This is a genomic window from Leptospira ryugenii (assembly GCF_003114855.1).
Taxonomy (GTDB): domain Bacteria; phylum Spirochaetota; class Leptospiria; order Leptospirales; family Leptospiraceae; genus Leptospira_A; species Leptospira_A ryugenii.
Genome location: NZ_BFBB01000004.1, coordinates 107,839 through 126,536, shown reverse-complemented (window position 1 = coordinate 126,536; position 18,698 = coordinate 107,839). Strand labels below are relative to the sequence as shown.

General features: G+C 39.8%; 16 protein-coding genes. 5 read left to right on the top strand and 11 right to left on the bottom strand.

Annotated features, from left to right (window positions below):
- Positions 1-5 precede the first annotated feature (5 nt).
- The 8 genes from DI060_RS08955 to DI060_RS08920 form a co-directional block, all read right to left on the bottom strand.
- A complete protein-coding gene (locus DI060_RS08955; protein WP_244594333.1) occupies positions 6-608 on the bottom strand; it encodes a hypothetical protein in 603 nt (200 codons plus the stop codon).
- A gap of 49 nt (positions 609-657) precedes the next feature.
- Positions 658-1,662, bottom strand: coding sequence for a hypothetical protein (locus DI060_RS08950; protein ID WP_108975981.1), 1,005 nt, complete (start codon positions 1,660-1,662; stop codon positions 658-660).
- Positions 1,662-3,566, bottom strand: coding sequence for a FecR domain-containing protein (locus tag DI060_RS08945; protein WP_108975979.1), 1,905 nt, complete (start codon positions 3,564-3,566; stop codon positions 1,662-1,664). The genes DI060_RS08950 and DI060_RS08945 overlap by 1 nt, the downstream gene beginning before the upstream one ends.
- A gap of 12 nt (positions 3,567-3,578) precedes the next feature.
- Positions 3,579-5,426 carry an adenylate/guanylate cyclase domain-containing protein gene (locus tag DI060_RS08940; protein ID WP_108975977.1) on the bottom strand — a complete coding sequence of 616 codons (1,848 nt, stop codon included), beginning with the start codon at positions 5,424-5,426 and terminating at the stop codon, positions 3,579-3,581.
- A 100-nt stretch (positions 5,427-5,526) separates the two neighbouring features.
- Complete coding sequence (locus DI060_RS08935; RefSeq protein WP_108975975.1) at positions 5,527-6,822, bottom strand: LIC11270 family surface protein; 1,296 nt, start codon at positions 6,820-6,822, stop codon at positions 5,527-5,529.
- The gene (locus tag DI060_RS08930) at positions 6,819-7,463 is read right to left on the bottom strand and encodes a hypothetical protein (protein WP_167836953.1); all 645 of its coding nucleotides are present in this window, start codon (positions 7,461-7,463) and stop codon (positions 6,819-6,821) included. The genes DI060_RS08935 and DI060_RS08930 overlap by 4 nt, the downstream gene beginning before the upstream one ends.
- Positions 7,435-8,235, bottom strand: coding sequence for a tRNA pseudouridine(38-40) synthase TruA (gene truA / locus DI060_RS08925; RefSeq protein WP_108975973.1), 801 nt, complete (start codon positions 8,233-8,235; stop codon positions 7,435-7,437). Before truA ends, DI060_RS08930 begins: the two co-directional genes overlap by 29 nt.
- A gap of 3 nt (positions 8,236-8,238) precedes the next feature.
- Positions 8,239-9,117 carry a DUF2225 domain-containing protein gene (locus tag DI060_RS08920; protein WP_108975971.1) on the bottom strand — a complete coding sequence of 293 codons (879 nt, stop codon included), beginning with the start codon at positions 9,115-9,117 and terminating at the stop codon, positions 8,239-8,241.
- Between the two features lie 152 nt (positions 9,118-9,269).
- On the opposite strand from DI060_RS08920, the gene DI060_RS08915 reads away from it, so the two are divergent.
- Positions 9,270-10,367 (top strand): LIC11274 family protein, encoded by a 1,098-nt coding sequence (locus DI060_RS08915; protein WP_108975969.1) that lies wholly within the window; start codon positions 9,270-9,272, stop codon positions 10,365-10,367.
- A gap of 165 nt (positions 10,368-10,532) precedes the next feature.
- A complete protein-coding gene (locus DI060_RS08910; RefSeq protein ID WP_209452023.1) occupies positions 10,533-11,255 on the top strand; it encodes a lysophospholipid acyltransferase family protein in 723 nt (240 codons plus the stop codon).
- Here DI060_RS08910 and DI060_RS08905 read toward each other — a convergent pair.
- Positions 11,252-13,606 (bottom strand): isochorismatase family protein, encoded by a 2,355-nt coding sequence (locus DI060_RS08905; RefSeq protein WP_108975965.1) that lies wholly within the window; start codon positions 13,604-13,606, stop codon positions 11,252-11,254. The two genes, DI060_RS08910 and DI060_RS08905, sit on opposite strands and share 4 nt — an antisense overlap.
- A 100-nt stretch (positions 13,607-13,706) precedes the next feature.
- On the opposite strand from DI060_RS08905, the gene DI060_RS08900 reads away from it, so the two are divergent.
- Positions 13,707-14,018, top strand: coding sequence for a 7(1) septoil knot domain-containing protein (locus DI060_RS08900; protein WP_108975963.1), 312 nt, complete (start codon positions 13,707-13,709; stop codon positions 14,016-14,018).
- Here DI060_RS08900 and DI060_RS08895 read toward each other — a convergent pair.
- A complete protein-coding gene (locus DI060_RS08895) occupies positions 14,015-14,641 on the bottom strand; it encodes a DUF2889 domain-containing protein (protein ID WP_108975961.1) in 627 nt (208 codons plus the stop codon). The two genes, DI060_RS08900 and DI060_RS08895, sit on opposite strands and share 4 nt — an antisense overlap.
- A complete protein-coding gene (locus DI060_RS08890; protein WP_167836952.1) occupies positions 14,642-16,618 on the bottom strand; it encodes an LTA synthase family protein in 1,977 nt (658 codons plus the stop codon). It abuts the gene before it with no gap.
- Positions 16,619-16,708: 90 nt separating this feature from the next.
- Between DI060_RS08890 and DI060_RS08885 the strand changes: the two genes are divergently transcribed.
- The gene (locus tag DI060_RS08885; RefSeq protein ID WP_108975956.1) at positions 16,709-18,151 is read left to right on the top strand and encodes an acetyl-CoA carboxylase biotin carboxylase subunit; all 1,443 of its coding nucleotides are present in this window, start codon (positions 16,709-16,711) and stop codon (positions 18,149-18,151) included.
- Positions 18,148-18,654, top strand: coding sequence for an acyl-CoA carboxylase biotin carboxyl carrier protein subunit (locus tag DI060_RS08880; RefSeq protein WP_108975954.1), 507 nt, complete (start codon positions 18,148-18,150; stop codon positions 18,652-18,654). Before DI060_RS08885 ends, DI060_RS08880 begins: the two co-directional genes overlap by 4 nt.
- Positions 18,655-18,698: the final 44 nt, after the last annotated feature.

Here is an 18,698-nt window from a genome sequence, read left to right as displayed (position 1 = left end):
AATCTTTAATCTCTTGTAATCGGAGCTTTGATAAATTCGACCCGATTCTGCGTATCGATGGGAGATAGTTTATCCGAATCGATCGGGTTCTGTTTTTGGGCTGGATTGTTTTGGTTGGTTTTTAGTGGTTCTTTGTCTATGCTATATCCATAGTAAAATCCAAATACTACTTCAACTACCGCTATGGTATTCGCTGAATCTAAATTTTTAATCTCTACGATTACATCCTCAGGTGGGGCTAATATCTCGAACACCCATTGGTTCTCACCTACCACTTTTTCTTTGCGGAGGATTTGAGGACTTTCCTCTTCGCCAGATCCATTTATCACTGTTAGTTGCCATTCTTTAAGACTACCATCGGTCGCAATTCCAATCCCGAGTGATTGAGGATCTGACTCGGTCGCTCTCAAATCAAAACGAATCGCACCGCCTTTATTGATCGCACCATAAAGTCTTTTTTTAGAAAGATTGGGATAGAGGGCCAAATCCTGCAAACGAAGGACGACTTCTTTTACATTGGCGCTCAGTTGGGACTGTGTTTGTTCTGACCACAAATGGACAGAAATTAAAAAACAAAGTAAAAGACCAATAGAAAGAGTACGATTCATACAGATAACCAACCCCCACTATTGGAACACATTGGGAAAAAAGATCAAATTATTCCTGACAAGAATTGATTTTTTTTGTCGAGAGTGAAAGCACTGCAATCTCTTCAGGGTCTAGGACTCCGCTCTTTTGGTTCAACCATTCATTCATTCTTTCTTTTGCCGCACGAAATACTGGCTTACATTTTGAATCAAAGTAGCGATATGCGTTGATTCGGTCCTGGCTATTATCACTCACCAATTTGTAAAATGCGAAGATATCTTTTGCATCTTTATTTTTTGAATTTAGAGTAACATAGGTATTGTAACATTCTGAAATTGCGGGTGCAGGGACACTCGTATTCGGGCAGTTCTTTGCTTCGTTTGCTTTGAGATAAGCAACGAGCTCAGAAAAAGAGTAGGTATGCAAAGGTTTGCCGGTTGGTACTTCTACAGTTTGTTCGTCTTTTTTTTCAATTTTTAGGAATTTGGAAACAACTTGAGGTTTTTGGAAAGGATTGATAATAGTAAGGTCGTATTCTCCCGATGGTGCATTGGTGGTGTCTACCTTTACATCAATCCTTTTATCGCTGACATATTTCTTTTGGAGAACAGGTAAACGTTTATCTTTTTGGGAAATTTCAACTTCAGTTACATCTAAAAAGTTTTGGCCATCTATTTCGACATCAGAGACTTTTTTGCCAGTTACTGGATCAGGTTCTCGTTCTGTGAGCTTAACTGTTGGTTTGTCTTTATAATAGTCAACACGAGGGATTTCTGATATCAAAACCTCCATCTCCTTCCATGGAGACCACACAACAGGTTTTTTAAAGATGTTTAAGGGTGCAGTTCGTACGGTATAGTCTCCAACAATCAAATCTTGGACTGAAAAGTAATTTCGATCGATTTTTTTATCGATAACGATCTTACCTGATTTATCTTTGATTTGGATTTGGTATCCAGAAGCATCATCAATCGGTTTCCACGCAACGAATTTGTAGAGTTCCGAGGCAAACACACTCCCAATAGCTAGTAAGCTTAAACTCATAATACAGAAAAATAAACGAAATGCTCTCATTAGTGTTTCCCTTCTTTATATAGACGTTTTGGAGAGATGAACTCAATATCTGCCGGTTTGAGTGTTTTGAGCTGATCCAAAGAAATGATAAAGTTTCCTTTTTTACTTTGGCGAGCATCACCTTCGGCATATTCTGTCAATTCCCAAGAAAAGGTGCCTTCATCTAAAATCGAAAGATCTTTCAATGAGGCACTATTCCCTTTCACAGAATTTCGATAGATAGCAGATCGTTTTGCGCCTGCTACCTGGAACAATACAAGATCATATCGATCAGCATCCGGGGAACCTTTCCAAGAGAAGTCCAATGATTTTTTATTTTTCATCTCCACGACCGTATTCAAGGGAGAGATGAGTTCCAATGGCACTGACTTGGTTTTTTCTTCTTTTTTGGTTTCTTCTTTCTTCGGTTCTTCCTCAGTTTTTTTCTCTACGATACTGAAACGAACAGGACTGGATATTTCACTTTCCTTTCCATCGCTAGAGTAACCTCGTACTCTTACAAAGAAGGTTCCCTGTCCAAAATCCTTCCAATTCGGAGTGATAAAATTTGATGCTGATTCCTTATTGAAGACATTGCTTGCAAACTTGGTATCTTTGGATATCTCCAAGCGATATTTGCTCAATTCAGTATTTCCTTCCCAAATCACAATGGCTTGGCCTTTGTTGATTTCTTCGCTTGTGACTTCGGAACCATTGGCGGGCCGGATGATGTGAGGTGAAGGATAGGCATCTTGTTTTTTTATCGTAAATTTATTGGGCCCGGCACTTTTATCTGGTGTGCCTGGGAATGCGGAATGCGCGATCACCTTCCAATAATAAGTGCCTTCCTTTAAGTCATCAAATGAAACTGAGTTGGATTCTGTTTCGACAGATTTTAATTTGCTAGAAAAGTTTGACTGGTTGGAAAGCTCAAAGTGATAACCTCTTGCTGTGCTGATCTTTGGCCAGATAAAAGCAATCATCGGTTGTTCTGCAACAAATGCAAATTCAGCATTGTTTGCAGGGCTATCCAATCGTAATGGTTCGTCAGCTGTGACAAAAAATTTCCCAGTATCACTAATTTCCCATTTGTTTGTTTTTGGATCTTTTGCTTGTACTCTCCAATAATAAGTTCCTTCCCGTAGCCGAGTATTAAATCGGTTTCCACTTACAGATTGTTTTACAAGCTGGAGTTTGAATTGAGGAGATCTAGAAATCTCAATTTGAGATTCATAGAAACCTGGATCCATTTCCCAATCGAAAGGAATATTTGTATCTTGTCCTTCCATTAAGAATAACTTTTGGGAGCTAGGATTTTTTAGCCTAACAGGGATTCGTTTGACAGCAACTTCTGCTCCTTCCTGAAGGGATGCCTTTTTCCCACCTTCCACATCAACTTCTTTACCGTTGTGTTTGATTTTTGATGTTCCGTTTTCAACAAAAAGGTTTAGATCTTTTTTGGCTTCTTTTTCAAGTTTGAGTGCACCTGTTCCTACATCAATTTCACTTCCTTGGGATTTGATCACAAGGCTTGATGCTTGGGAATTGTTTGTGTTTTTCACTTGCATGGACCCCTGGGAAAATTCTAAACTAGGCTTTTCTCCCGAAAGATCTAAGTTAAACATTGAGTTCTCATCGATGTTGATCTCTGTACCATCTTTCAATCGTATGATGGCATCAGAGAATGCTTCTGAACGAATTGTATCTTTATTTGTAAGGGGACTATTGTTTTCCAAGGTTTCCCAAACAACCTGGTCTTCAAGTTTTCTCTGGACAATGTTGTTTTTAAAATGAATTGTCCCGACTATTTCTCTATCTCCAATATCTATTTTCTTGTTTAGATCTCTGTAAAAAAGCACTGTGAATGTGATCACAACAAGTAAAAGAAAAAGAATAACGCGAAAATCACTTTTTTCAAATTTCATCTCTGGGGATTCCTATTTCTTCTTCTCTGGCGTTGGAATGCCAACTAATTTGCGTAAATCTGCCAAAGTCTTAGGGCATTTTGGATCATTCTTTCTTCCTAAAACCGCATAGATTTTCTGAGCTTTTACCTTACCTTTTACCTTTATCTCTCCCATACTTACAACATTGAACAAATGTTTAACTTCTTCGTAGGTATTTTCAGAGATTAGAATGTCGGAGCCTGCTTCCTTGTTAAGAGATTCAACTCTCGATGCTAGGTTAACGGTATCTCCAATAACTGTGTATTCCATTTTATCAGATGATCCGATTTGGCCAGCAATCACATAACCGGTATTAATTCCGCATCCAATTCGGATAATGGGTTTTTTGACCGATCCTCTACCTTTATTAAAAACAAGAAGTCTTTCCCGCATCCGCACGGAGGCTTCCACCGCATCCACGGAATCTTGGCCAGAAGAGCGAATCGCACCCCAAGTTGCCATGATAGCATCTCCTATGAACTTATCTATGATACCACCTGTTTCCTTCACGCAGGTAACCATTTCACTCATGTACTGATTCAAAAATTCAACCACATCTTCTGGTTCAAGTTTTTCAGAGATTGAGGTAAAACTTCTAATATCAGAGAAGAAAACGGCAACATGTTTTCTTTCACCACCAATCGCGAGTTGGCCTTTCGCTGCGAGTTCCGCAATGTCAGTGTTTACAAACTTTCCAAATGAATCTTTTAATTTTTCTCTTTCTTCTAGGCCTCGACCCATGGAGACGAAGGCATTGGTCAGAACTCCCAACTCATCTCGTGTTGTTGCTTTAAGATTCAATCTGAATTGACCATTTTGTATCCTCTTCGCTGAATCTACAAGGGAAAGGATAGGTGTGGAGAGTGATTTTGCAAAGATATAGACGATGATGAAAGCTAAAGCCAAGAATATGATCAAAAGATACATATTTCTTTTTTGGATGTTGTTTACTTCTGCAAAGATCCTCTCTTCTTCAACTTGTGAAATAACGCCAACGCCACCTAAACCTAGTTTTTTGAAAGAGCCAAGATAATAGACACCTTCTTTATTCTCATAACGAATTTGCCCATTGTCCACTGGTGCTTTATTCATTCTTTCGACGATTGGTAGATCATTGAGTTTGGAGCCTGAAAGTACGATTTTGGCATCTGGGTGCGCTAAGACACTACCGTCATCACCCACAAGAAATGTTTCCACAGTGCCTGAAGTTTGGAATGCATTTAAGAGGCGATCTAATTTAACCAAAGTTATGAGAATAGTCCCCGTATCCTTTGACTCAGAAAGGGGAAAGGCCAAACATAGCATGGGATGGCGAAAGTAAGGACTGGCATTCCAAATAACAGTTGTACCACTGTATGCCTTTTTGACTTTGCCTTTGATAGTACCCATCAAATTTTGGATTTCAGATTTTTGGTAATCAAAATTTTGAAGAAACTCCTCGTTTAAGACTTCAAATTTTGTATTGCCACCCGATCCATAGGCTCCAATGAGAATAAAGCTTTGGTCAACAGCAAACAACTCTTTTGCGATGGCAGTTGCTTGTCCTGGATTTCTAATGATTCCAGCAGCACTGATGTGTACGTCCTGTCGAATGGACTGTAGATCCGATTTAACTTTTAAAGCTAAGATCTCATTGATTTTGATGTTGTTTTCCTTCACGCGAACCTCACTATCTTTTCGGAAAAAATAGGAAGCAAGGAAGATCACTCCAGAGACAGAGAGCAGCAAGACAACGGAGATGATAAGAAGTAGTTTGTATCGGATGGGGAATCTTGCATCGAGAGATTTACCGTCATCAGCCTGGAAGAGTTGGGATAGGAATGGGATCTTTGCTTTCATAAAATGTCTACTTTTATCATTTTCGAGTACGGCGAACTGACAAAAAAGATAAAAAAAAGCGAATTATAAAATTATTATCTTTTGAGAGAAATATGTCACTCTAATTGGGGCAGGGAAGTTCCACAGTGTAGGTGGCTCGGAAAGGTTGCTCTGGAATGGAAAACGTTGTTTGGCTGACGACGGTTTCTGGGAAGCCATCTTGTTTGGTGGTGTCCCCTAAACAGACCAATTTGTACTCTCCTGCATTCAGATACCTAATTTTTGTGCTGCTTCTAGCGGGAGTGGCCGCAAGAGGGAGTGTAGTTGTTAGCTCGGTTTCGTCCGAACGAAAAACAGCATAATGGTGGAGACGGCTGTTCTTACCACCAGTGATCACAAGGCTTGAGGCGGTTTCTGGGTAAATGACTCTTGACCTAGCAATCAAATTTCCTCCCGCATCTCCTTCTCCTTTATGGTCAAAGAAAATATCACTGATCCCTACATAGGTGATGACTTGGTTTCTTGCCGATAGATAGGAGTGGGCCATTAGGTTTTCTTTGAAATTGATTCGGACTTCTAAGATGTAGGGATCAAAGCCTTCTCTGATTTCCATATCTCTCTGAGTTGCCTTTTGGGAGTAAAGAACAGGGAACATCTTTGGTACGATTGTACTCTTTGCCGCATTGGAAGTGCCAGGAGTATAATTATTTCTAGGAACTATATTGAGGCCTGAGCCGGGGATGACGCGGTTGTCAAACCGAGTGGTTGTAATCGGGACTCCGGCATCGGTCGCATAACCGGTCACAATGGATCGAAAGTAAATGCCAGTATAGTAATACTGCCTACCAAATACTCCCAGGCCATTCACTTCTGTTTTTGCGGACGGGTCATTGGATGGGTATTGTGCACCTGTTCCATTTAAGAAGTCCTGCATTTTCAAGAGTCCACCTTCGGATTGGCAGGTATCATTGTCGATGGAGTATGGATTTGTGCAATATACTTGACGGTTGGGTGCAATGAAATCCCAAAACTTTGTCGAGTCTAAAGAGTCTCTAATTTGCGTTAGATCATTGAAGCCTTTTGAGAATTTACTCGAAATTCGAATCTCACCAATATCAATATAGATGGGAAGATTGGCGGCTAAAGGAAGGCCTGATAGTGTCATCGTTGGGTCATTGCCAGTTTCTTGCGAATCGATATAAAGTGCTCCCGTGCCGTTGTTGTAATCGGACCATTCTATAGGGCTATCAGAAGAATAGGTACCTTTTAAGAGTAGTAGCATGCGGTTGTTGAACAAAGTTGATAGTACTGGGGCAGTGGTTTCATTTCCTAAATCCACTCTTGTCCGACAGCTAACCAATATGAGTAGAACGATAGAGAAGGATAGAAGCCTTTCTGTGATACGAATTTGTTTCATATCAAAACTCCTACGGTTAAGCCAAAGTAGAAGAAACTCGCATTTTCCAAACGATAATTGCTCGGATTTAGCAACCTGGGGTCGTCGTAAGGGCTGGAGAGTGGGAGTCGGTAGGTATCGGGAATGTCTAAAGAAGTCTCCCTGATTTGGTTATAATCCAAACGCACTCCAATGCGAATTCGTTTGCCCGCTATAAAACTAGCCTCTAGACCACCATAAAGCATTGGATTCCAGCGGGCAGTGTCGGAAGGTCTAGCTACAACATACGCCTGTCCACCGCCCCCTTTGACGAAAAATTGAATGGGTAGCTCGACTGGGATTCGGTAGGCGAGAGCTGCATAGACAGGGATGGAAGTCAAACCCCGTTCCGATTTGGAAAGGAATACAGCATAAGAACTACCAATTTCAGTGTAAAAGATGTAAGGGAAAGGAAGACGAGCATAAATCCCTCCACCAAGGGTTGTATCCAATAGCTCCACGGTCTTTGTGCCAGGGAATGGATTTGCAGCACCAACCCAACCACCTAACTCATATCTACGTTTGTTGTAATCTTCCAAAGTCTCTCCAAACAAAACCACTGGGAAGAGAGTAAAAAGGCAAAGTAGAGTGATCTTAAGGAAAATGTGCTTGGTAAAGTTCATTGATCTGAGGGTAGTCTTGGTATGTGGCACGTATAAAGTATAAACCATGGGGAGGAAGGGTGATCCCTGCTTGCGAACGGTCAGCTTCCGAAATTATGGATTCTATGGATCTAGATTCCCAACGTCCCTTTCCTATGTCTAGTAAAGTTCCAATTATGATGCGAACCATATTGTGCATAAATCCGTCTGCTTTGATCCAAATTTGATAAATTTCGGGAACCTCAAAATGTTGGCTGAGACGCACAGATAGGATTTCTCTTATGGCTCTTTTTCCCTCCATAGAACTTTTTTTGGTAAAGGAGCGGAAGTCTTTCTCACCTACCAAAGCTGGTAGTTCCCTTTGGATCCTATCCCAATCCACCTTTGTTTTGATCCAAAGCGCTTTCTCGCGGTAGTGGACACTTTCATATTTTGAATAGAAAATCTGGTAACAATACTCTCTTGCCGTGCAGGAAAAACGGGAGTGGAATTCATCTGGCACTTCCATCATCCCCTTTACCGATAGACCTCGGGAACTGAGGGCATTGAGAGAAACAATGAATTGGTGGGGATTTTGTATTGGAATCTCAGATTTAAAATTACAAATCATTCCTTTGGCATGCACTCCTGTATCGGTGCGTCCCGCCACAGAAAGATGTGTGTGTGGATTTTTGTTTAAGAGGATAGAAAGGGCTTGTTCTAAACTTGCCTGAACGCTTGGAAGTTGAGATTGGCGCTGCCAACCATGAAATGCTGCACCATCGTATTCAACGCAAAGTGCATAATTTGGCAAAGTTTATTTCTCTCCGCCTAATTCCTCGATGATGGCATTGTATTCATCGTAAAGTTCTCTACACATTTCAATGATAGGACCAGGTTTCCCTTTTGAAGATTTTCCTGAACCGTATAACCGAGCTAAGGTTCTTTTGGCACGAGATAACAAAAGAACTTGGTCTTCTGGTTTTGGTGCCAATTGGTCTTTGAATTTTTTTGTGAGGAATGCATTTAAGTAGATCACTCCATCGAATCCCCAGTTGTTGTCTGTATCGGGACCCAGCATCCCTGCGGCCGTATCCACAGGCTCTTGGCCATTTTGCATCAACTCTAAAGTGGTTCCGTAAATGACTGCAGCTTTTTGGTAGAGTAGGTCTCGGATCTTGTCATAACCTAATTGGGGAAACTCTTCCTGCAAATCGGAGAAATACCAAGCGCCTCGGATCGCACAGACAGCTTTTTTAGGAGTAGGTGCAATGCTTGCGCCACGCAATTGGTAGCAATCATAGGCTAACAGATACGAGGCGGCACCGGTAGCTATATTTCGATCTTCATGAAAATCGAGAGGACCTAGGATTTTTTCGACATAGGACTTTCGTATGTCCGTTTGTTTGCGAATGGCTTCGTTTTCTTGTGGATTTAATGTGGACCAGTCTTTTGGAAAAGCAGAATAATAGCATCGGGGGCAGACAGTCATCACATAGTCAAGTGGGCTCACCCTGCCAAATTTTTTGTTTTTTTCGTAATTTCGGCGTAGGTCCTGGGCTAATTTGCCAGCAATGAGCCTACCACCACCTTGGAACATCTGCTCTTTTTGGTGGTTTTCATCGCAAATCGGACAGACCGTTGCTTCTTTAGCGCGAAAAGAGACTTTTTTTGACTGTGCGGCTGCCTGGGACATGTTAAAAAACTAAGAAAAGGCTGAAATTTAAAGACAATCTGTCAATCCAATATCGGAAATCTCCGATAATCCTCACAAGGGCAACCTGAAATTACTTGTAAGTTTCCCAATTTGGGGAGAATTTACGGAGAAAAGGTACGAGCGGCAGAACCATGAAACATTCGATTTTGATAATACTACTGACTTTTGCTACGAATGGCTTTTTGTCAGCAGAATCAGTCTCTAGCAAAGCATACAAGAAGCGTATCGAATTACTCACTTACTTACGTGAGTTAGAACCTATGATTAAGAACTTTCGTGGTGAAGATGCAGAAGGTAAACCAACTGCTCTAAATGCCCCTGAAGGCAAAGAAGGCTTTCGGCTTAAAAAATACAATGAATTGAGGCGAATTTACCAAGAAGGATTGCAATACTATTTCGAAGGTAATTTCAATTCCGCATACCAAAGATTTTTAGAATGCCAAGTTGGTGTTGAAAAAGTAACAGAAGAACTGTCTCAGCTTTATGTTTTACGCGCAGAGGAGATGATGAAGGTAGCGATGGAAAAGAAAAATCCTGCCAACCCACTCGATAAAGCTCTGTTAGATGTGTCTATTGAGTATGGAAAAGGATCTTATTTTCGCCATGATGTGTTAGACCAAGCTCGGGAGGCACCATTCTCTCGAAGAATGTATGATCCAAAGGAAGTACATTATGTTTATAACAAGTACGATATCGAAAAGAATATGGAACTTGGTTATAAACATCTAGGACTTGCCAAAGAAGCTAGGATCACTGCTCTTAAGGTAGAAAAAAACCTTGAGAAACACCAAAAACTCCAGCCTAGCCACAGAAAGTACCGTATTGAAAACTATTTTGCTGCAATCAATCTATGTAGAGATTCAAAAGCAAATGCGATCAATATTTATAAATTAAAATATCCTTATGATAACTACTATCTGAATAACTCTCAAGGCAAATCAGAGGCAAGAATTGATGAGACTGGAAAACCAGTGGAAGGTGAGCCAGTAAAGGTAGATGGTGTAACGTATGATTTCTCCAAAAACCCTTACATCAAATTTGACAATCGTTTACAAGCTATGTTTGATGTTCGTGTCCCTGAAGAATACCGCGTTGACCATGCTGATTTGCGAGGAAGAGTATACGACATCGACTCTGAGAATATGGTATTTTTCAAATATGACCAAGAAAGAAAGAAGCAATTGAATGTTCCGAACAAACCTGCCACCGGTTCAACTGCTACTCCTTAATTAACAGTGTTTTCTCGATAGATAGAAGCCCGACATGTCGGGCTTTTTTTATTTTCAAAGAGAGCAATAGATAGAGAAATTGTCCTCGTGGCAAAGATTCCGTTTTTAGATGACTATTTAGTTCGCGCCTTACAAGGACAGAGTGCCTCTTACGGTCATTTTGTCATGAAGATCTATTTCCGTGTCATTCCCCTTATTTTTGGGAAGGCAAATCCATTTCTTATGAAAGGATTGATCAAGGCTGCAAAGGGTGAAAAGGAAGAAAGAATAGAATCCTTTTTAGAAGGTTCACGTGTATGGGCACAAGATGTGATCAAAGTGACCAATACAAAACTTTTTCTAATGAATGAGATCAACCCTCCCAAAAAGAATCATATGATTTTTTTGAATCATGTGAATGAGATAGACTTTCCGTTCGACTGTTATGTGATCGGAAAACCATATTTAGCAAACCAAGTCATTAAAAAAACAGTATTTGCCTATTGGTGGATGTTAGCGATGGGTTCGCAGGTATTCGATAACTCAAGAGCCATGTCCATTGTAGTATCGGTTAAAAATCTCTTGGAAGGATTAAAGACAACATCGTATATAGTCTACCCGGAAGGGAGAAATACTTACACAGAAGAGATTCAACCTCTTAAGAAAGGGATGATTAAAATCGCTTTCGACCAAAAGATTCCCATTTATTTGGCATTGAAGTCAGGTATCACAACCTACCAGCAATACCAAAAAAACAATGTCATCGGTTATATGGAAGTCGGTCATATCGATCCAAAAGAATTCTCAACATATGAGGCCTTACAAAGCCACCTCTTTGATCTGATGTTCAAAAAGAAAAAGGAACTAGATCAATTTGTTTTGGCAAAGAAACAAGAGCTTGGTCTTTAAATTGACCTGGCAAACCTTTCCAAAAACTCTTCTTGTTCAATAGATTCAATTGCTCTTTCCCCTCTGGACTCACGTATGAGTTTGATGGCATTGTCTACCAACATTCCATGCTTCCAAATCAAATATGCTGCGGCCAAGGTTCCCGACCTACCCAATCCTCCTACACAATGTATCATTACGTTTTTCTTACTTGTTTTGAGTTTATCATCTATCCACTGTAAAACATTGATTGTTTGTTCGACGGTGGGTGCTCTTTGGTCAAGTATAGGCAAATATAAAGTTTGGAATCCTACATTTTCGTATTCTTTCTTTAAATCCGTAACTCCATAACTTTGGTATTCAGGTTCGGTAATCAAAGATATGATAGAACCGATATTTTGCGCTTTCATCTCAAGAATGTCTTCTTTTAGATTTCGTCCTCGGTCTTTTCTTCCTGGTAAGATCGTAAGCCCGATTCTTTTTATATCATTTTGTTCCGTTATTCCCTCGGACTTTATAAAATCAATCCGGAGAGTTTTGGATTTTCGAATGTACTGTTTTACTAAATCGATGAGTGTAGCACCAGAATGGAGTGCCCATTTTTTTTGAACTTCATTACATTCATCAAAGGATAATGTATGCATAGCATAGCGAAGGAGACCTACATGCATTTGGTATGGATCACGATCTAGTTTTACCAAAGAAGGATAGAATGATCTTAATTTTGCTATAGTGCGATAAGCTTTCCGTAATTTTGGATGAGAGATTTTGATGGTACTCTCCATTGGAAGTGGAATACCCAAATCCGCATGTGCAAATAAGTGTTGGCTGAGTTGGATTGCCTCCTGCCATTCTACTTCTGTTTCAATTTTCGTGAAAATGTAAAGGATATCATTTTCTAACTTTAACAGGTCTCGAATGATATGGCCACGGTGTGTATGAAAAAAATCGATCAGCCAAACATTGTTCTGAGAATCTAAAATGATGTTTGCTCCGTTGAGATCACCGTGGATATAGGCTAGATTATGGTTTACCGCATTGTATTCTTTGAGTTGCAGTAAATCATGTTCATAAAACTGGCATGGATTGTTTACTCTTGCTCCCGAGAAGATTTCAATAGTTGCTCCGTTTGTCTCTCCGATAACTAATTTTTCTACCCGTGATCGTACACCTTTAGCATATTTATGTTGAAAGTCATAATATTCTAAAAGGTTTAACTTTTCTGAATTGCCTGCTTCATAGAGTCTACCCAACTGTTGTAAAAAAACAATTTCTAAGGTTTTATCGATCAATACAAAATCATCTGTCTCTGCATACAATTTCTGGAAAGTTCGAATATTTCCATCCAACATGGCAGCATACCGGTATTTGATTGCTCCTCTATCTTCCAGCTCACAAAAATCAACGATAGCTGGTGCATTGTTACCTAAAACTTCTTGGATCCGCTCAAAGGAAGTTCTTTCCTTTGCTATCAAGTCACGATCACCAATTTTTACAACGCAAGGAACCTGGCTATGGCCAAGTACATCGATTGATTTAGATTTCAGAACTACATTCCCAGAAAAACCTCCATCCAATGTTTTGAATTCTGCTTCTTTGCAATCTCGGAAAAGATAGTTCAAGATACTTTGGTCGATCTGTGAGATTGGGTACTTTGGATCAAGTTTTAAGTGACCTGCGTCAATTCGGCTATGAGAAGGGATCTTTTTCCCTAGATCAGGTTGTGAGCCTGTTAAGAATTGGGTGAAGCTACCGATCGAAGGAAAAATCTGGACACCTAAGATTTGTTTCATTTGATCAAGTGCTATAAAATGCATTCCTAGAGAAGAACTGGCAGTCAATGCAGAACAAACTGCGATTTCAAAATTTGGGTATCTCGTTTTTAGGTCGTAGGCTAAAAAACTAACCTTTGCTTCTGTCCATACGCCAGTGATTCCAACTTTAATTTTTTCCTTTGCGTAAGGCTTCAAGATGGATTCAAGATTTGTATCTACAAAGTCATTAAGTCCAGAGGCATTTACAATATGGTGGCGTACCTCTTGTCCTTTGACCCAAGGTTCAAATACAAACTCTGCACCTTTTGTATTTTGAATGCAATGATTTCCAAACTGGCGTAAATGGTCCGCTTGGTCTGCTGCCTCTGAATTGTGCCAATCTCGAATGTGAATGATTTCAAGTTTTTCTTTGGGAGTATGATATGCCCAATCTACCAAAGAATACACAGGTCCATTTTCTACCATCTCACCTAACAAACGATTTGCTTCAGCGTAACCTATGTGAAGAGCATTTGGAAGTGGGTCATATTTGTCCAAAAGAGATGTAAAATCATTCTGAAGACATTGTGTAATGAGAATCGACGGCAATTGTGACATTCTATTTGTATAAACGGATTTATCAAAAAAATCTACTCAATCTTTAAAAATTAGTTGCGGAAAGATTTCTTTTCATTATATTCTTTGCCTCGAGGTTTTTATGAAACAATGGATAGCAGTATCTTTATTTTCTCTCTCTTTGCCTACCTTTGCAGGTCCGATCGGTTCGGATTGTACGTTCAAAGGCAAAAAAATGGCTGGGAAGGTGCAGTTTGTAAATTCATTCCCTGACTTCAAAGTCCAGATTGTAAACTCTTTTCCCGACCTAAAAGTGCAACAAGTCAGCTCTTTCCCCAGCGATTGTGGAAAATGGCAGGTGGTAGACTCCTTTCCTGATTTTAAAGTTCAAATCGTAAACTCCTTTCCTGACTTTAAAATTCAGTATGTAAATAGTTTTCCTGGTGTACCTTAGTCTTTTGCTGATTTTCGCAAGCCCAGTAATAGAGTCGTGATACTGGGCTCAGCTTCTAAGTCTTTCCTTGCAATATCATCAGACATTGCTCCGCTCATCGTAAAGCAGCTATCCTTCATCACTCTATCTTTGATCCACCATTGGTGGACAGCGGCGCTTCTTTTTTGGAACTCTTCTGAGTTTGGATTGTGAATTTCTTCATTCCATCTTTCGGGTATATGCCTTCTTTTTAACTCGTATCCCAATGCAGATACAAAATTATCAACTGCATAGAATAAGAGTTGGTCAATGCGAATGCAACCATGTTGTGAAAGTGGCCGGTATTCTCGAATCGCAATTTCAAGTGCTGGACGATTTAGTTTTTTCCCAACCAGGAAGTCATAGTTAACAATTGCACCTGGACAACTGGAAAAAGGAGTACGCCTTTCCTCAATTTCAAATTCAAGAATGACTTGCTTCGAGAGATCAACTTTGATTAGTAAACTGATATCATGGTAACGATCATAAAGTTTTGATTCTATGATGGCAATATTTGGTTTTTGATCAAATAACCACCAGAATGCGACGGTCATATTTCTTTCCAAACCGAGCGGAATATTTTGGATTTGTTTACGTAGAGACATTCAATTCTCCTGTGGAAATATTCGATTTTGGTTCATTAGCTCAATGGTAATATTAAAAATGGCATTACCTTTACGTAAGGATTCCTTACAGGGAAAGGGATCTTTTTTGCATGCTTCATGCTCTGTAAAAGGTTCTTTGGCTCTAAATTGAAGGCTTTTATCACCGTCAACCCATTGGTATAGAAACTGATCCCCTTCTATCCATCCGTAGGCTACACCGTACGCAAAGTACGCCCAACCAGAACCAATTCCTTTAGCCAATAGATTTCTACCTACTGCTGAAAAATTTGTTTCTTTTCCCACCAAACCAAGCATTGTCGGTAATACATCAATTTGAGATGATACTGTAGAATTGAGTTTTTTATCAATAAATCTTGGTCCATACAAAAGCAGAGGAACATTTCGATCTTCATAATAATTTAGTGTGCGGTGGTGAGTATGGTCTCCCACAAAGATAAAAATAGTATCTTTGAAGAATGGGTATTTCTTTGCTTTCTCTAAAAATGCACCCAATGCCCAATCTGCATAGTGATAGGTATTTAAATAATCATAATCATTTATTTCTTTGGAAAAAATTTCAAATTTTGGGTTTGGCACTTTATAGGGATAATGAGTCGTCATCGTTAAAGCAGATGCGAGAAATGGTGATCCATTTTTATGGGTTTTCTCCATTTCTTTCAATAACAAATCGTAGATGGTCTCATCATCATATCCCCATGCACCCAAAGTATACTTTCCAGTTTCTTGGATTTCCTTTTTCCCTATTCTTCTCTGAAATCCCCAATGAGGTAAAAGAGTTTCGAGATTATCAAATTGTAAATCGTCTCCAGTGATAAAGATAGTCTCATAACCCCATTTGGAAAAGATCCGACCCAAACTTGAAAAATTTCCCATGATCTGTGGAGAGCGTACAGCGGTTAAACCAGGTCTATCAGGAATACCAGTGATCACCGACATCAATCCATTGGAAGTTCGACCACCGTTTGCATAAAAATTTGTAAATAATTGTCCTTCCTTGGCTAATGCATTGAAATTAGGTGTGATTTCCTTTCCTGCAATTTCTCCTTGTCCGATAGGTTTGGTGAATTTCGCTGTCCATGATTCCAAAAAGATAAGGACTATATTTGGAACCTTACCTCTGTTAGTTTCCATCTGTTTTCGCAGAAGTGGAAAGTTTGCATCATTTAAAAATTCAGTATTCTCATATTTCGAGATTTTTTGGATGATTTGAATTGCTTCATTTGGATCCATCCGCAAATGGGTAGGTACTGATCTTCCTTTCAAGTCCATCACTGTTGTGAAGACAGGATTTAATGCAATATGATTGATCAGACCATCATCCGCAACAATTGCTGAGCTTGCACGCAGAGGAGATTCTTGGACACCGCCCCGAACTAGAATCATCGTAATTAGGATAGCAGAGAAAAGTTTTACCAGTTGTGGCCAAAAGTCCAATTTTATCGGATCTGCTGCTAACATTCTCTTTCTGCTTTCCCGTAACAAAAATACCGAAGCAAGTATGATCCCAATGATCAGTGAGATTAACAAAAATGGTTTTCCTAAAAAAACAGAGTGTATTAATTTGGGAAGGTCAGCTAAAAATACGAAGGCTTCGTAGCCTAAGTGTTTGTTGGCATTTTCAAAGTAAATCCAATCCGAGATACAAAGAGTCCATACCAAAGGTAAGATAAAGATCGGAATGTAAGTAAGAATTTTTTTGATGACAAAAACCTTGCTTATGTAAGGGATTTGGCTGATCACAAAGAAACATCCGAGAACGATTCCTGTGGAAGAAAGGTCAAAGCGAATGCCTAAGAGGAAGGTAAAGGCTAGAAGTAAAAAAGAATGATCTTGGATACGGTCCCAATAGATGGAGACAAAGATAATTCTTGCCAAAGAGAGGGAGAGAAGACAGATAAAGAAATAAAAAACATACAATCTGTCAGAGCTTACAAACCATTCTCTGATTCTAGCCATATGTTCCCATAGGATTCTGCTTGTATGGCTGGTCAAGCTCCTTCTAATCGGAGTTGATTTATTTGGACTATCCATTAATCTGCATAACTCATGGCAAAGATTCAAAAAATACTCATTGCAAATCGTGGAGAGATTGCCGTTAGAGTCATTCGAACTGCAAAAAAACTTGGCATCAAAACTGTAGCTGTCTATTCAGATGCTGATAAAGATAGTCTTTATACAAAGTTAGCGGATGAGTCGATTTACATTGGCAAGGCGGAGCCAAAGTTCTCATATTTAAATCAAGAAACAATTCTAAGAGCCATAAAAGAAACAAAGGCGGATGCTGTTCATCCTGGATATGGCTTTCTTTCCGAGAATGCTGACTTTGCAGAAGCATTGCACAAAATCGGAGTCACTTTTATTGGGCCAAGTCCAGAATCCATCAGAGCTATGGGTGATAAGATCGGATCACGTCTGTTAGTTGCCAAGCATTCTGTTCCAGTTGTTCCCGGTTACGAGGGAGAGGACCAAAGCATCGAACGGTTTCAAACAGAAGCAAGACGCATTGGATTCCCCTTAATGGCCAAGGCGAGTGCTGGTGGTGGTGGCAAAGGGATGCGAAGAATCAATTCAGAATCTGAATTAGAAGCAGGTATTGTATCGGCAAAACGTGAAGCACTTTCTTCCTTTGGCGATGATCGTCTGCTTTTAGAGAAATACATTTTAAATCCTAGACACGTAGAATTCCAAATTTTTGGGGATGGAAATGGGAATGTCATTCATTTGCACGAAAGGGATTGTTCCATGCAAAGAAGGCACCAAAAAGTTGTAGAAGAAACTCCTGCACCCAATTTTCCAAAAGACTTAAAAGCAAAAATGGCCAGTGCAGCCATCCAAGCAGCAAAGTCTGTCAATTATCGAGGAGCTGGCACCGTAGAATTTATATTAGGTGAAAAGGGAGAGTTCTATTTTTTAGAAATGAACACTCGCTTACAAGTGGAACATCCTGTCACGGAAATGACAACTGGCTTAGATCTTGTGGAACTTCAAATACGAATAGCTGAAGGTGGATCTCTACCCGAAACCCCCGAACAAAAAGGCCATTCGATTGAAGTCCGAATCTATGCCGAGGATCCAAAACAAGGTTTCCTTCCGTCCATTGGTAAGATCCATGCTCTCCAATTCCCAGAAGGTGAAGGAATCCGCATTGATGCAGGAGTCCAAACGGGATCTGAAATTAGTATCTATTATGATCCTATGATTGCAAAACTTATCTGCTATGCAGAAACTAGAGATCTCGCTATTGAAAAGACATTAGATGCTCTGAAAAGATGCATTGTGTTCGGCCCCACAACCAATCTAACCTTCTTACAAAGTTTAGTTGGTTTGACTGAATTCAGATCTGGTCACTTTTCTACCCATACGATTGCAGAAAAAGACACAATTTTACAGAGAGAAAAATTAGATCCAAAGTTCCAATTAGCTTACGCCGGCATGGTAGCTTCCATAAAATCAACAGTGGATCCTTGGAACCAAGAGGTGATATCATGAAAGTCTCCTTTCAATTCCTTGAAAACATAGTGAATGTATCCACATTTGAGAACTTTGTGCAGATACAATCGAATGGAAAAAATGAAACATTAGCATTACCAAAAATCAAATCTGTAAAAAAACTACCAGCTTTCAGTGGTCAGGTGGTCTTCGCTGATGATTCTGTTCTAACCTATCTATTGGAGAGGGAGAAGGTTTTCATACACTATGATGGTGAAACATGGACTTTTCTTCGAAAGGAAAGGGAGATTTCAGGCGAGGAGTCCCAAAACCCGGAAATCAGGAGCCCTATGCCAGGAAAGATCATCCAACTACAGGCGGAAATGGGCAAATCCTTTCAGAAAGGAGAGGTCCTGCTGGTCCTCGAAGCAATGAAGATGGAGAATGCAATTTTGGCTCCCTATGCCTGCCAGGTGAACCAGGTTCTCGTAGCTCTTGGGGAAATCGTAAAACAGGATGCATCTCTTGTCATTTTGGACAAAATCAGCCAAGAAAAAACATAATGTTCTGAATTTATTTGACAATTCTTAGGATTTTGGGAACCATA